Raw genomic sequence first — 14,996 nt, forward strand, 5'->3', positions numbered from 1 at the left:
ATCCGCGCACGGGGTCCGGCGAACGGGTTCGTCAAATCCTTCGAGCGGAACGGGCGCATGGGAGGCTCCTTCAGGGAAAATTCGGTCGGCGGGCTGCGATAAAAAAACGACGATACGCATTATTATACGCTTGAACAATAGCGGCACAAGTGCAACCATGCCTGCCAACAAAGACCGTGACAAGCCAAAGATGCTGCACGGAAAGACGACAGGGGAACTGTTTCATGCCTTCAGAAAAAGCTCGCAGAGCCATGGGAGCGGCGCGTCGATGACGGATGCGGCCCAGGCAATCGCGGTCACTGACCTGCACAAGCGTTTCGGGCCATTGGAAGTGCTGAAGGGGGTTTCGCTCACCGCGAAACAGGGCGACGTCATCGCCATCATCGGCGGCAGCGGTTCCGGAAAATCCACCTTCCTGCGCTGTATCAACATGCTGGAACTGCCGTCCGCCGGCACCGTCAGCGTGCATGGCGAAAAGATCCGGATGAAACCGGATGGCCGCGGCGGCCTCGTGCCCGAAGACCGCAAGCAGGTACAGCGCATCCGCAGCCAGCTCGGCATGGTCTTCCAAAGCTTCAATCTGTGGCAGCACATGACAATCCTCGAAAACGTCATCGAGGCGCCGATCCATGTGCTCGGCAAACAGAAGGCCGAGGCGGTCGCCACGGCAGAAACGTTGCTCAAACGGGTCGGGCTCTACGAAAAGCGCGATGCCTACCCGGCCTTCCTGTCCGGCGGCCAGCAGCAGCGCGCCGCCATTGCCCGGGCGCTCGCCATCCAGCCGCTGGTCATGCTCTTCGACGAGCCGACCTCGGCGCTCGACCCCGAACTGGTCGGCGAGGTGCTTTCAGTGATCGGCGATCTCGCCCGCGAGAAGCGCACGATGATCCTCGTCACCCACGAGATGAAGTTCGCGCGCGACGTCGCCAACCACATCGTCTTTCTCCACAACGGCGTCATCGAAGAGCAAGGCCCGCCAGAGGCCATCTTCGGCGCCCCCAGATCCGAAAGGCTCAAGAAGTTCATCAGCTCCATTCACTGAATTCAGCAATGCTCAACAACCAAAAAAGGGGAACAGCATGAAGAAGACATTGAAAGTCCTGGCGGTCGCGGCCGCCATCGCCGTCAGCGGCGGCATCGCCGCTTCGGCGGAAGCCCTGAAGGTCGGCGTCGCCGCCGAGCCTTACCCGCCTTTCACCGCGCCGGATGCGAACGGCAACTGGGAAGGCTGGGAAGTGGAATTCATGAAGGGCGTCTGTGCCGAGGCGAAGCTCGAATGTGTGCTGACCCCCGTCGCCTGGGACGGCATCATTCCGGCGCTGACGTCTAAGAAGATCGACATGATCATGAGCTCGATGTCGATTACCGACGAGCGGCTGAAGACGATCGACTTCTCCGACAAGTACTACAACACGCCGACCGGGGTCATCGGCACCAAGGGCGTCGATTTCAAGCCGACGCCGGAAGGCCTTGCCGGCAAGACGATCGGCGTCCAGGTCTCGACCGTGCATCAGGCCTACGCGGCCAAGCATTTCGCGTCTGCCGGCATCGAGGTCAAGGAATATCAGACGCAGGACGAGGCCAACAACGATCTGGCCGCCGGACGCGTGGACGCCGTCCAGGCGGACGCGATCGCGCTCAAGGCCTTCCTTGCGACAGACCAGGGCAAGGAGTGCTGCGACTACAAGGGTGACGTGGCCGAAGACGTGGCCGTGATCGGTCCGGGCGTCGGCGTCGGCCTGCGCAAGGGCGAGACGGAGCTCAAGGACAAGCTCAATGCCGCGATCAAGGCGATCCGCGACAACGGCAGCTACGATACGTTCTCGAAGAAGTATTTCGACTTCGACATCTACGGCGAATAAGGCGCAGCCGGCCGGCAGTCCCTGGGCTGCCGGCCGATGCCTTCGGAGGTCGAAGACGCATGGCATCGGATTCTATCGTCAACTGGAGCCTGCTCGCACTTTCCGCGCCCGGTTGGGGCGGCGTGCTGCTGCAGGGCTTCGTCAACTCGATCCAGATCGCCGTCGGCGGTTTTGCGCTCGGGCTGGCGCTCGGCGTCGGCGGCGCTTTCGGCAAGCTCTATGGCGGCCCGATCCTGCGCGACCTGCTCGAATGCTACACCACGGTCGTCCGGGCTGTGCCCGAGCTGGTGCTGATCCTCCTGCTCTACTACGCCGGCACCGACCTCTTGAACCAGGTGCTGGCGCTGTTCAGCATCGGCCCGGTCGACATCAGCGGCCTGATGGCCGGCATCTTCGTCATCGGCGTGGTGCAGGGTGCCTACTCCACCGAGGTGCTTCGCGGCGCGATCAAGGCGGTTCCGGCCGGGCAGATCGAAGCTGCACGCGCCTACGGCATGTCACCCCTGAAGGTGCTGCGACGGATCACCTTGCCGGCCATGCTGCCCTACGCCATACCGGGTCTCTCCAATCTCTGGCTGATCGCCACCAAGGACACGGCCCTTCTGGCCGTCGTCGGCTTCAGCGAGCTGACGCTGGTCACGCGCCAGGCGGCCGGCACGACCAAGGCCTATCTGTTGTTCTTCCTCGCCGCCGGCGCGCTCTATCTCGCGCTGACGCTCGTCTCCAACATCTTCATCGGCATGCTGGAACGACATGCGAGGCGCGGTTTCGCGGAGCAGCGATGACGGATCAAACCACACATGCCGTCGCCTTCACGCCCGAGGACCTGCCGACCGCGCGCAGCTTCTTCCAGCCCCATCGCATCGTGATGATGGTGGTCTTTGCCGGCTTCGTCATCGGCGTCGCAGTTTTCATGCGCTGGGACTGGTTGCCGCGCTACCTGCCGCGGCTCGGCTGGGGCATTCTCATCAGCCTGGTGATGCTGTTCAGCACGTCGATCCTCGGCTTCCTGCTCGCCGTGCCGATCGGCCTGGCGCAGGTGGCAGGCCCCTGGTTCTTCAAGCTGCCGGCAAAGGTGTTCTGCACCGTCATTCGCGGCACGCCGCTGCTGTTGCAACTCTGGCTGCTCTATTACGGGCTCGGCTCGCTGTTCCCGCAGTTTCCCGCCATCCGCCAATCCTTCCTCTGGCCCTATCTGCGTGAGGCGTGGCCCTATGGCGTCGCGGCGCTGACGATCTCGTTCGCAGCCTACGAGGGCGAAGTGATGCGCGGCGCCTTTGCGGGCGTTCCCGCCGGCGAACTAGAGGCCGCCAAAGCCTATGGCATGAGCCGCTGGACGATGTTCCGTCGCATCTGGCTGCCGCGCGCCATCCACCGCGCCTTGCCGACGCTCAATGGCGAGACGGTGCTGCAACTGAAGTCGACGCCGCTGGTGGCGACGATCACTGTCGTCGACGTCTACGCCGTCATCTCCAAGGTGCGGCAGGAAACCTTCCTGACCTATGAGCCGCTGCTGCTGCTCGCGCTCATCTATATGTGCCTCACCGGCATTCTGGTGGTGGCTTTCCGCACGTTCGAAAACCGCATTCCTACCCGTGGTGCATGACATGAAGCTTTCCTCCTCCATCGACAACGCCATGCCGGAACTCGTCGCCATCCGCCACGATCTGCACGCCCATCCTGAACTGGGTCTGGAGGAGACACGCACCTCGGCTTTCATCGCCAGGCACCTCACCGAACTCGGCTACGAGGTGACCACGGGGCTTGCCAAAACCGGTGTCGTCGGAACGCTGCGCAACGGCAGCGGATCGCGCTCGATCGGCATTCGCGCCGATATCGACGCGCTTCCGATCCTTGAGGAAACCGGTCTCGACTATGCCAGCAAGACATCCGGGCTGATGCATGCCTGCGGCCATGACGGCCACACGACGATGCTGCTCGGCGCGGCGCGCGCGCTTGCCGAACGCCGCAATTTCGATGGCACCATTCATCTGATCTTCCAGCCGGCCGAGGAGAATTTCGGCGGCGCCAAGATCATGATGGACGAAGGGCTGTTTGAAAAATTCCCCTGCGACGCGGTCTTTGCGCTTCACAACGAACCGGGCCTGCCCTTCGGCCAGTTCGCTCTGCGCGAAGGGCCGATCATGGCGGCGGTCGACGAGGCGCGCATCACCGTGCACGGGCGCGGCGGCCACGGGGCCGAACCGCAGGAAACCGCCGACCCGATCGTCTGTGGCGCCTCGATCATCATGGCGCTGCAATCGATCGTCTCGCGCAACATCCATCCGATGGATCCGTCCGTCGTTACCGTCGGCGCCTTCCATGCGGGCTCGGCCAGCAACATCATTCCGGAGCGCGCCGAAATCGTCGTCGGCATCCGTTCCTTCGACCCCGGCGTGCGCGACGAGCTGGAGCGACGCATCCGCATGATCGCAGAGGCCCAGGCGACGAGCTTCGGCATGCGCGCAACGGTTGACTATCAACGCAGCTACGACGCGACTATCAACCACAAGACTGAGACGGACTTCGTCCGCGATCTCGCCGTCCGGTTTGCTGGCGCCGACAAGGTGGTCGATCTCGAACGCCCGTTCATGGGCAGCGAGGATTTCGCCTACATGCTGCAGGAACGGCCGGGGACCTACTTCTTCCTCGGTTCGAAAGTGAGCGACGACGAGAGGCCGCTCCATCATCCCGCCTACAACTTCAACGACGACCTGCTGCCGATCGGCGCCACCTTCTGGACCGAGCTTGCCGAAGCCTATCTGCCGACGCGCTGAAAGCCGACCCTCGGCATAAAGCCCGTCCCATTCTCCCGTGCCACCGATGACCGGCGCGCCCGCTCCCTTTTGCCGCAAGCGCGACATTGCCGCAGTGTGACAACGTGGCGGCCGGCCTGTCATTGACCTTTGGCAATTTTGGCTCAGATTCAATCACATGCTGAAACTCGGGTGCAACCACAGGATTGGCCCGACCTGAAAGACCCTGCGTAACGCCTGAGATCGGAAACGGTGAAAGGCTCAAAGTGTGCAGCAGACCAGAGAGCTGCAGTGACCTTTGCGTGTCCAAACGGAGGCGCGGCGCTGTATGTCTGAAAGGATTGTGCCGTGTTTGAAAATTTCGATGCGACCATACTCGCCCGCATCCAGTTCGCCTTTACCGTCTCGTTCCACATCATCTTCCCGGCTTTCTCGATCGGGCTTGCCAGCTACCTTGCGGTGCTTGAAGCGCTGTGGCTGTGGAAGAAGGACGAGGTCTATCTCGAGCTCTTCAATTTCTGGAAGACGATCTTTGCCGTCGCCTTCGGCATGGGCGTCGTCTCCGGCATCGTCATGTCCTATCAGTTCGGCACCAACTGGAGCGTCTTTTCCGACAAGGCCGGGCCGATCATCGGGCCGCTGATGGGCTACGAGGTGCTGACCGCGTTCTTCCTCGAGGCCGGGTTCCTCGGCGTCATGCTCTTCGGCCTCAACCGCGTCGGCCCGAAGCTGCATTTCCTGGCGACGGCCATGGTCGCGATCGGCACGCTGATCTCGGCCACCTGGATCCTTTCGGCAAATTCGTGGATGCAGACGCCGAGGGGCTTCGAAATCAATGCGGCCGGGCAGTTCGTGCCGGTCGACTGGTGGGCGATCGTCTTCAACCCCTCCTTCCCCTATCGCCTGGTGCATATGGTGCTTGCCGCCTATCTGACGACCGCCTTCGTCGTCGGCGCCTGCGGCGCCTGGCATCTGATCCGCAAGACGGCGCCGCGGCGCGCGCGAAAAATGTTCTCGATGGCGATGTGGATGGCGGCGATCGTCGCACCGATCCAGATCTTTGCCGGCGACATGCACGGCCTCAACACGCTGGAGCACCAGCCGGCCAAGGTGATGGCGATGGAAGGCCATTACCAGAGCCACCCGGACGGCGCGCCGCTCATCCTCTTCGGCATTCCCAATTCCGCCGAGAAGCGCGTCGACTACGCCATCGAGGTGCCGAAGCTTTCGAGCCTCATCCTCAAGCATGACCTCAACGCGCCGCTTGCCGGCCTCGACACCATTCCCGACGAACTGCACCCGCCGGTCGGCATCGTCTTCTGGTCGTTCCGCGTCATGGTCGGCCTCGGCTTCGCGATGCTCGGCATCGGGCTGTGGAGCCTGTGGTGTCGGTATCGCGGCACGCTGGACAGCAATGCCTGGCTGCATCGCGCAGCGGTCGTGATGGGGCCGGCCGGCTTCGTCGCCGTGCTTGCCGGCTGGGTCACCACGGAGGTCGGCCGCCAACCCTATACGGTCTACGGCCATCTGCTGACGGCAAACTCGGTCGCACCGATTGCGGCCCCCGCCGTCGGCGCTTCGCTGCTTGCCTTCATCATCGTCTATTTCTTCGTTTTCGGCGCTGGCACCTTCTACATCCTGCGGCTGATGGCGCGGCTGCCGCGCGATCCGATGCCGGATCTCGACGAGGGGCCGATCCGCACGGCCGGTGCCGCCATCGCCAACCCCCATGGAGGTCATCATGGACATTGATCTGCCGCTGATCTGGGCCGGCATCATCGCGTTTGCGGTGCTCGCCTATGTCATCCTCGACGGGTTCGACCTCGGTGTCGGCATCCTCTTCCCATTCTTTCCCGAGAAGCATGATCGCGACGTGATGATGAATTCGGTCGCGCCCGTCTGGGACGGCAACGAGACCTGGCTTGTTCTGGGCGGTGGCGGCCTGATGGCGGTGTTCCCGCTTGCCTATGCGACCATCCTGCCGGCGCTCTACGCGCCTGTTATCGCCATGCTCGTCGGCCTCATTTTCCGCGGCGTGGCGTTCGAATACCGCTGGCGCACCAGGCGGGCGGAATACCTCTGGAACTGGGCCTTCGCAGGCGGCTCGATGCTGGCGGCCTTCGCGCAAGGGGTGACGCTCGGCGCGCTGGTGCAGGGCATTCCGGTCGAAAACCGTGCCTATGCCGGGAGCTGGTGGGATTGGCTGACGCCGTTCTCGATCATGACCGGCGTCGCGATCGTCGTCGGCTATGCGCTGCTCGGAGCCACTTGGTTGGTCATGAAAACCCATGGCGATCTTGCCGAACGGGCGCGCGCCATGGCGCTGAAGTGCTGCTTTGCCACCGTCGCCGCCATGGGCATCGTCAGTCTGTGGACGCCGTTCCTCGAACCGCTCTATCTCCAGCGCTGGTTCGGCTGGCCGACGGCGATCTTCAGCGTCATCGTGCCGCTGCTGGTGCTCGCCTGCCTCTACCTGCTGATATCAGGCATTAGGAGCCGTCATGACAGCCGCCCCTTCATCGCCGCCCTCGGGCTGTTCGTGCTCGGTTATGCCGGCATCGGCATCAGCTTCTATCCCTATATGGTGCCGCCATCGCTGACGATCTGGGATGCGGCCGCACCCGACGAGAGCCTGTCGTTCCTGCTGGCCGGCGCGCTGGTGCTGGTGCCGATCATCCTCGCCTATACCGGTTATGCCTATTGGGTTTTCCGCGGCAAGGTCGATCCGGAGGAGGGCTACCATTGAAGAGCGAAACGGGAACCGGCCGCAAGCTTCTCTGGTTCGTCGGGCTTTGGTGTGCGGGGGTGGCGACCGTCACCGTCGTCGGCCTGGCGATCAAGCTGATGATCGGCACCTGATTGTAATCTTCATGTGACAGGGCAAAAAGCCTCGCTCAAGCTTGGCGGGTTAGCTTTTCCCAACACGTCAGCAGGCGATCGCCGCGGACGGAGACAGGACCGCACCCTCCTCCCCCGCCAAGCGATCGCCTGCTGAGGTGACCACCGCCCCGGTGACACCCAGCGCTGAGGTGACCACCGCCCCGGTGGCACCGGGTGACCACCGCTCCGGTGGCACCAGGTGACCATCGACCCGATGGCACCAGCACCGTGCGACCCTGTTGCCTCTTCTCAGATCACCCGCCGTTTGTTAGCAGTGCGCCGCAAGAGCGCCGCGTGCCCATGCGGACGCAAGGCATCACTGCCGCAACCGGACGAGACAGATGCAAAAGACCCCAGCCGAGTGCACGACCATGGCCGATGTGCGCGCAGAGATCGATCGGCTCGATCAGGCGCTGATGGCGCTTTTCGCCGAGCGCTGGGGCTATATCGACCGCGCTGCGGAGATCAAACGGCCACTGAAGCTGAAGGCTGATATCCCCGCGCGGGTCATGGAAGTGCGCGAGAACGCCCGCAAGAATGCCGAAAGCCAGAACCTGGACCCGGATTTCTACGAGGAAATCTGGGCGCGGCTGATCAACCACGCGATCGCGCATGAACAGAAGATACTGGGCGAAACGAGCAACGATCAGACGCCCTGATCAAGGGTTTCAGACCAGCCGCATCTTCGGGCGCGGTAGGTCGTAGCTGTTCTTGCGTGCCAGATGCTGCTCCCAGGCAAACGCGCTCTCGACGATTTCCTCAAGGCTCGCATGGGCCGGCACCCAACCAAGCTTCAGCCGCGCCAGTGAGGGATCGGCGACGATGCGCGCGATATCGCCCGGCCGCCGCGGCCCGTGCTCGACCGCTATGTCACGGCCGGAGACGCGCCTGATGGTGTCGATGACCTGCAACACGGAAAAACCCTCACCGTAGCCGCAATTGCTGATCAGCGGCTCGCCACCGGCCTTGAGATAGGCGAGCGCGCGCATATGGGCTTCGACGAGGTCGGTCACATGGATGTAGTCCCGAACACCGGTGCCATCGGGCGTCGAATAGTCAGTGCCGTAGATATCGACCTTCAGCCGCTTGCCGAGCGCCGCTTCGCAGGCGACCTTGATCAGATGCGTCGCGCCGATCGTCGACTGACCTGTCCTGCCCAGGGGATCGGCGCCGGCGACGTTGAAATAGCGCAGCGCCACATAGCTGAAATCGTGGGCCACGGCGGCGTCCCTGAGGATCAACTCGGCCATCAGCTTCGACAGCCCATAGGGGCTTTCGGGGTGGAGGGCCGCCGTCTCGCACACCGGGTCCTCGCCGTCCTGGCTACCGTAGACGGCGGCCGTCGACGAGAAAACGAAACGGCCGATCCCCGCCTTCACGCCAGCCTCGATCAGCGTGCGCGTGTTGGCGGTGTTGTTTTCGTAATAGGCGAGCGGGCTGGCAACTGATTCAGGAACGATCGCCGAACCTGCGAAATGCACGACGGCATCGATGCCGTTCTCGTCGAAGATACGCGCCAGCAAAGCCTTGTCGCCGGCATCGCCGCGATAGAAGCGCGCCTCGGGCGGCACGGCCCAGCGGAAACCGGTCGACAGCCGATCGAGCACGACCACATCCTCGTGCGCGTCGAGCAACGCCCACGTCATGTGGCTGCCGATATAGCCGGCACCGCCCGTTACCAACACGGCCATTCGCTGCTTCCCGTTCCCTGGAACATTGGAGACAGCAAAGCTCACTGATGCTTTCGGAATAGGTAAAGGCCGCACGTCTGCACGGCAGCAGGACCACAATTCCTTGTTGTAGGGTTAAGAAATGATCACGCCGAAAGGTCGGCAGGGCATCTGGCGCCCGCCGGCCTTTGCGACGGCCACTCACTACCGGCCGAGAATGTAACTCTGCAGGCGGTTTGCCGCTTCTGCGACCTGAGCCGGATCACGCAGGAAACAGGCGCGCATGAACAGCGAGCCGCCATCGCCGAAGGCGGTTCCCGGCGCAAGGCCGACGCCGGTCTTGTCGACGATGTCGATGGCCGCGGCGCGCGAATCCGTGACGCCGTCGATCTTGAGGAACGTGTAGAGCGCGCCGTCCGGCTTCAGCGTTTCGACCCGATTGGTGGCAATCAGCGCATCGCACAAGAGGTCACGGCTCTGTGCCGCCTTGGCGATGTTGGCGTCGACGAAAGCATCCCCCTCGTCCAGCGCCACCATGGCGCCGCGCTGCATGAACTGCGCCACACCTGAGGTCGCATACTGCACCAGGTTTTCAAGCACCTGGCCGATTGCCGGCGGAGCGACGATCCAGCCGACGCGCCAACCGGTCATCGACCAGTTCTTGGAGAAGGAGTTGACGAAGATGATGCGATCGTCGTCGTCCATCACATCAAGGAAAGAAGGCGCCCGGCCGCCGGCATAATGATAGAGCGCATAGATCTCGTCGGCGACGATCCAAAGGCCGTGCTTGCGCGCCAGCGCAAGGATGGCACGCAGATCGTCGTGGCTCGCGGTCCAGCCGGTCGGGTTCGACGGCGTGTTGATGAACAGCGCCTTGGTCTTCGGGCCGATCGCCGCTTCGAGCCGCTCATGGTCGAGCTGCCATTTGCCGTTTTCGAAGCGCAACTGCACCGAGACCGGCTTGACGCCCGACAGTTCCGCGGCTGCGGCAAAGTTCGGCCAGGCCGGGGTCAAAAGCACCATTTCATCGCCTGGCGAAGTGATCGCCTCGATCGAAAGCTTGATTGCCTGCATCCCCGATCCGGTGACGTAGAAGTGTTCCGGCGACAGGACCTTCTGGAACCGGCGCTGGTAATAGCGGGAAAGCGCCTCGCGCAGCGGCGGGATGCCGCGCTGCCAGGTGTAGAAGGTCTCGCCGGCCAAAAGGGCCTCGCTGGTGGCCTTGGAAATGAAAGTCGGCGTCGAAAGATCGCCCTCGCCCACCCATAGCGGGATCAGACCATCGCGCCCACGGGCATAGTTCACGACCTCGACGATGCCGCTTTCCGGCGCCGAGAGTGCACGAGGGCTGATGGTGGTCATGATGGTCATCGACGGGCTCCTAAATTGCCCGTCGCTTCTAGCCGCTTTCGCATCGGCGATCACGCGACTTTATCTGACCGGTTTATTGATTTCTGTGATGTTTCGCGGGCGCCGGCCGACGCCGGAGCCCGCGGGAAGGGGAAACTCAGGCGCGCTGCTTCAAGAGGTCGCGAATTTCCGAAAGCAGCCGGACATCTTCCGGCGGCGGGGCGGCCGGTTCGGATTGCTTCTGCTTTTCGACCGATGCGCGCACGCGGTTCACCACCTTGATCATCAGGAAGATGATCCAGGCGAGGATCAGGAAGTTGATGAGGACGGTGATGAAGTTGCCGTAGGCAAAGACAGCACCCTGCTGGCGGGCAGCGGCGAGAGACGTCGCCGTCACGTTGGCCGAGAGCGGCAGGAAGTAGTTGGAGAAATCGAAACCGCCGCCGGTCAGCGCACCGACGATGGGCATCACCAGGTCTTCGACGACCGACGTGACGATCTTGCTGAAAGCGGCACCGATGATCACACCCACCGCGAGATCCATGACATTCCCGCGGGCAATAAACTCCTTGAACTCATTCAGCATGCGTCTCTCCGTATCATCCCCGTTGAAAGCGACCGCCGGCGCTGTCCCGCGCTGCAACCGTTGACGGAAACTAAACCAAAGCGAGCAACGAGGAAACCTTTCTTTGCCTTTGATCAAATCGCATGCAAGCGAGTTGCCCGACAGCGAGCGGCGCCTGACCGCAACCACAACTCGCGGACTTTCTGCAGCACGGTCTTGAACTTAAGACTGATGCCCGAGGCAATTCTCAACCTCTTGCAGTTGGCCTATGCTTGCCCTTGGAGGAATGAGGCATGCTCTCGGGTTCGGTCATCTTCGCGTCAGCCTTCGCCTATCTGCTGCTGCTTTTCGCAGTCGCAAGCTACGGCGACCGGCGGGCCAGGAGGAAAAGCACTGCGGTCAAAGGCAGGCCGCTGGTCTATGCGCTGAGCCTTGCGATCTATTGCACGTCCTGGACCTATTTCGGTGGCATCGGTCTTGCGGCCGAGCGCGGCCTCGAGTTCACCGGCATCTATATCGGTCCGATCCTGATGTTCACACTCGGCATGCCGCTGATCCGCAAGATCATCCGGCTCGCCAAGACCGAAAAGCTGACCTCCGTCGCCGACTTCATCGCGGCGCGCTACGGCAAGAACCCGGCGGTTGCGGCGATCGTCGCGCTGATCTCGCTGGTGGGCGCCGTGCCCTATATCGCGCTGCAGCTGAAGGCGATCTCCAGCTCGGTCGCGGCGATGATCAACACCAGCGATTACGGCATCGGCGCCGGGCAAAGCTTCATCGAGCTGCCGCTTCTCGTCACCCTGTTCCTCGCGTGCTTCGCCATCGTCTTCGGTACGCGCCATACGGACGCGACCGAACATCAGGACGGCCTGATCCTCGCGATCGCGATGGAATCGGTCGTCAAGCTGGTGGCGCTGATCACCGCCGGCCTCTACATCGTCTTCGTGATTTTCGACGGGCCGACGCATCTGTGGACACTCGCCCAGCAGAGCCCGGCGGTCGAACAGGCGCTCTCTTATGAAACCCCGATCGCGCGCTGGATCCTGCTGATCGTTACATCGGCCTTTGCGATCATCATGCTGCCGCGGCAGTTTCACGTTACCGTCGTCGAGAACCGCACCGAAGGCGAGTTACGCACCGCCGGGATTCTCTTTCCGCTCTATCTCGTCGCCATCAATCTCTTCGTTCTGCCGATCGCGATTGCCGGTATCCTGACCTTCTCGGGATCCGGCGACGCCGACCTCTACCTGCTGACGCTGCCGCTCGCCAACGGCCTGCCGCTGCTGACGCTGATCACCTTCATCGGCGGCTTTTCGGCAGCGACCGCCATGGTCATCGTCGCTTCCGTGGCGTTGTCGATCATGATCTCCAACGACATCGTCATGCCGGTTTTCCTGCGCCGCAATCTCGGCCAGCGTGGCGGGCTGCAGGAAAACCTCGCTGGCACGCTGCTCAACATTCGCCGCACGGCGATCTTCGTCGTGCTGCTGCTCGGTTATGCCTATTACCGCTCGGCCGATATCAGCGCTGGCCTCGCCTCGCTCGGCCTCCTCTCCTTCGTTGCCATTTCGCAGATGGCGCCATCGCTGCTCGGCGGCCTCGTCTGGCGGCAGGCCAATGCCCGCGGCGCGATCACCGGCATGGTCTCGGGCTTCTTCGTCTGGGCCTATCTGCTTTTCCTGCCAAGCCTCGGCGGGCCGGACAATTCGCATGTCGCAACGACGGTCCTAAGCTTCCTCTTGCCTTTCACCGACGTCTTCTCCGGGCCTAACGCCGATCCGCTGGTCAACGCCACCACCCTCAGCCTGCTCGTCAATCTGACCACCTACGTGCTCGCCTCGCTCACCCGCGCACCAAAACCGCTGGAACGTTTCCAGGCCGGGGTCTTCATCACCCGACGCTCGCGCAGCGAAAGAGCGTTTCGCGGCCGCAAGACGAAGGTCACCGTTCGCGACCTCAAGGCGACGATCGCCCGCTACATGGGTGATGAGCGCATGCAGCGTTCGTTCCATACCTATGAGCGCCAGTCCGGCCGCTGGCTCGACGACAACGCGCAGGCCGACATGGCGCTGGTGCATTTTTCAGAACAACTGCTCGGCAGCGCCATCGGATCGTCCTCGGCCCGTCTCGTCTTTTCGCTGGTGCTGCAGCGGGTCGACGACACGTCGTCGGATACCGCCTGGCTGCTCGACCAGGCAAGCGAAGCGCTGCAATACAATCAGGACATGCTGCAGACCGCGCTTTCGCAGATGGACCAGGGCATTGCCGTCTTCGACAATGCCAACAACCTGATCATCTGGAACCGGCGCTTCCGGCAATTGCTTGAGCTGCCGGAGGCCGCCGGTCAGGTGGGTTTCCCGCTTGCCGACATCGTTGCGATCCTGACCAAGCGGGGCGACATTCGCAAAGAGGACGAGAAGCGGCTGATCGCCAACTTCCTGACGCTCGACAAGCCGTTCCTGCTGGAGCTTGGAAACCGCCAGCACATCATCGAAGTGCGCACCAACGCCATGCCGGACAAGGGCATCGTCACGACCTATACCGACATCACCCAGCGCGTTGCGGCCGACATGGCACTCAAGCAGGCGAACGAAACGCTGGAGCTTCGCGTGGCCGAGCGCACCGGCGAACTGACGCGCGTGAACCATGAACTGGCCGAGGCGCGCGCCGCCGCCGAAGAGGCCAATATCGGCAAGACACGTTTCTTCGCCGCCGCCGGCCACGACATCCTGCAGCCGCTCAATGCCGCTCGCCTCTACTCGTCCTCGCTGGTGGAGCGGCTGGGGGAATCGGACAACAGCACGCTGGTGGAAAACATCGACTCCTCGCTGGAGTCGGTGGAAGCCATTCTCGGCGCCGTGCTCGATATCTCCCGCCTCGATACCGGGGCGATGAAGGCGCGCCTGCAGTCCGTGCCTCTCAACGACCTGCTGCGCCGCGTCGAGACCGACTTTGCACCGATGGCACGGGCGAAGGATCTCGAACTCGTCGTCATGCCGACGTCGCTGGTGGTGCGCACGGACCCGAACCTGCTCAGGCGTGTCGTGCAGAACCTCGTGTCGAACGCCGTCAAATACACGCTCGGAGGCAAGGTGCTGGTTGGCGTGCGCCGACGCGGCAAGATGGCGACGATCGAGGTACTCGATTCCGGCATCGGCATCCCGTCATCGAAATTCAGGACCGTCTTCAAGGAATTCGCGCGGCTCGACGAAGGCGTCCGCACCGCGTCGGGCCTCGGTCTCGGGCTTTCCATCGTCGATCGAATTTCTCGTGTGCTCAATCATCCCGTCAGCCTACAGTCGAAGCCCGGCAAGGGCACCGGCTTCAAGGTCACGGTGCCGCTCGACGCGAATGCCGGCGAGCGCGTGGCCGCAGGGCCAGTGCCGACGACCAAGGCCAGCGAGGCACTCAACGGCCTGCGCGTGCTCTGCATCGACAACGAGCCGCGCATCATCGAAGGCATGCGGGTGCTGCTGTCGGGCTGGGGCTGTATCGTCACGACAGCGGAATCGCTTGCCGCCTGCACCGAGATGTCGACGTCCGCCCAGGCGCGTCCGCACGCCATCATTGCCGACTACCATCTCGACGACGGCACCGGCATTGACGCGATCGCGCGCATCCGGGCACTGTTCGGTGAAAACATACCGGCATTGCTGGTGACTGCCGACCGGTCGCCGGAAGTGCGCGGAGCGGCGGAGCGGGACGGCGTCGGCCTGCAGAACAAGCCGGTTCGTCCCGCCGCGATGCGGGCATGGCTTACCCAACTCTCGACGACGGCAAAGGCGGCCGCGGAATAGAACATTTCCAGGAAAAGTGCGAAGCGGTTTTCCGTCAGGGAATGCGTAGAAACAAAGAGATAGAGCGTTTCTGCGGTTCCGTTTAAACCGGAAACGCTCTACAGCGCCGCGCGTCA

General features: G+C 63.0%; 12 protein-coding genes. 9 read left to right on the plus strand and 3 right to left on the minus strand.

Annotated features, from left to right (window positions below):
• Positions 1-268 precede the first annotated feature (268 nt).
• The 8 genes from BC363_RS12095 to BC363_RS12130 all read left to right on the plus strand — a co-directional run bounded on the left by BC363_RS12095 (position 269) and on the right by BC363_RS12130 (position 8,157).
• Positions 269-1,042: an ABC transporter ATP-binding protein gene (locus BC363_RS12095; RefSeq protein WP_065781427.1), complete on the plus strand. Its 774-nt coding sequence runs from the start codon at positions 269-271 to the stop codon at positions 1,040-1,042.
• Positions 1,043-1,079: 37 nt separating this feature from the next.
• Positions 1,080-1,862, plus strand: a complete 783-nt coding sequence (locus BC363_RS12100) for a transporter substrate-binding domain-containing protein (protein ID WP_065781337.1) — start codon at positions 1,080-1,082, stop codon at positions 1,860-1,862.
• Positions 1,863-1,921: 59 nt separating this feature from the next.
• Complete coding sequence (locus tag BC363_RS12105; RefSeq protein ID WP_065781338.1) at positions 1,922-2,647, plus strand: ABC transporter permease; 726 nt, start codon at positions 1,922-1,924, stop codon at positions 2,645-2,647.
• Positions 2,644-3,468, plus strand: a complete 825-nt coding sequence (locus BC363_RS12110; protein WP_065781339.1) for an ABC transporter permease — start codon at positions 2,644-2,646, stop codon at positions 3,466-3,468. The genes BC363_RS12105 and BC363_RS12110 overlap by 4 nt, the downstream gene beginning before the upstream one ends.
• A 1-nt stretch (position 3,469) precedes the next feature.
• Entirely contained in the window at positions 3,470-4,639 is a 1,170-nt protein-coding gene (locus tag BC363_RS12115) for a M20 aminoacylase family protein (protein ID WP_065781340.1), read from the plus strand.
• Positions 4,640-4,966: 327 nt separating this feature from the next.
• Positions 4,967-6,370, plus strand: a complete 1,404-nt coding sequence (locus BC363_RS12120) for a cytochrome ubiquinol oxidase subunit I (RefSeq protein WP_065781341.1) — start codon at positions 4,967-4,969, stop codon at positions 6,368-6,370.
• Positions 6,360-7,364 (plus strand): cytochrome d ubiquinol oxidase subunit II, encoded by a 1,005-nt coding sequence (gene cydB / locus BC363_RS12125; protein ID WP_065781342.1) that lies wholly within the window; start codon positions 6,360-6,362, stop codon positions 7,362-7,364. Before BC363_RS12120 ends, cydB begins: the two co-directional genes overlap by 11 nt.
• 475 nt (positions 7,365-7,839) lie before the next feature.
• Positions 7,840-8,157 (plus strand): chorismate mutase family protein, encoded by a 318-nt coding sequence (locus BC363_RS12130; RefSeq protein ID WP_065781343.1) that lies wholly within the window; start codon positions 7,840-7,842, stop codon positions 8,155-8,157.
• A 9-nt stretch (positions 8,158-8,166) separates the two neighbouring features.
• Here BC363_RS12130 and galE read toward each other — a convergent pair whose 3' ends face one another.
• The 3 genes from galE to mscL all read right to left on the minus strand — a co-directional run bounded on the left by galE (position 8,167) and on the right by mscL (position 11,104).
• A complete protein-coding gene (gene galE, locus BC363_RS12135; RefSeq protein ID WP_065781344.1) occupies positions 8,167-9,189 on the minus strand; it encodes a UDP-glucose 4-epimerase GalE in 1,023 nt (340 codons plus the stop codon).
• Between the two features lie 183 nt (positions 9,190-9,372).
• Positions 9,373-10,539, minus strand: a complete 1,167-nt coding sequence (locus BC363_RS12140) for a pyridoxal phosphate-dependent aminotransferase (protein WP_065781345.1) — start codon at positions 10,537-10,539, stop codon at positions 9,373-9,375.
• A 136-nt stretch (positions 10,540-10,675) separates the two neighbouring features.
• On the minus strand, positions 10,676-11,104 hold the full coding sequence (mscL, locus tag BC363_RS12145) for a large conductance mechanosensitive channel protein MscL (protein WP_065781346.1): 429 nt from the start codon (positions 11,102-11,104) through the stop codon (positions 10,676-10,678).
• 272 nt (positions 11,105-11,376) lie between these two features.
• Here mscL and BC363_RS12150 point away from each other — a divergent pair, with 272 nt between their 5' ends.
• A complete protein-coding gene (locus BC363_RS12150) occupies positions 11,377-14,880 on the plus strand; it encodes a PAS domain-containing hybrid sensor histidine kinase/response regulator (RefSeq protein ID WP_065781347.1) in 3,504 nt (1,167 codons plus the stop codon).
• Positions 14,881-14,996 lie beyond the last annotated feature (116 nt).

The organism is Ensifer sp. LC384, from assembly GCF_001695865.1.
GTDB lineage: Bacteria > Pseudomonadota > Alphaproteobacteria > Rhizobiales > Rhizobiaceae > Ensifer.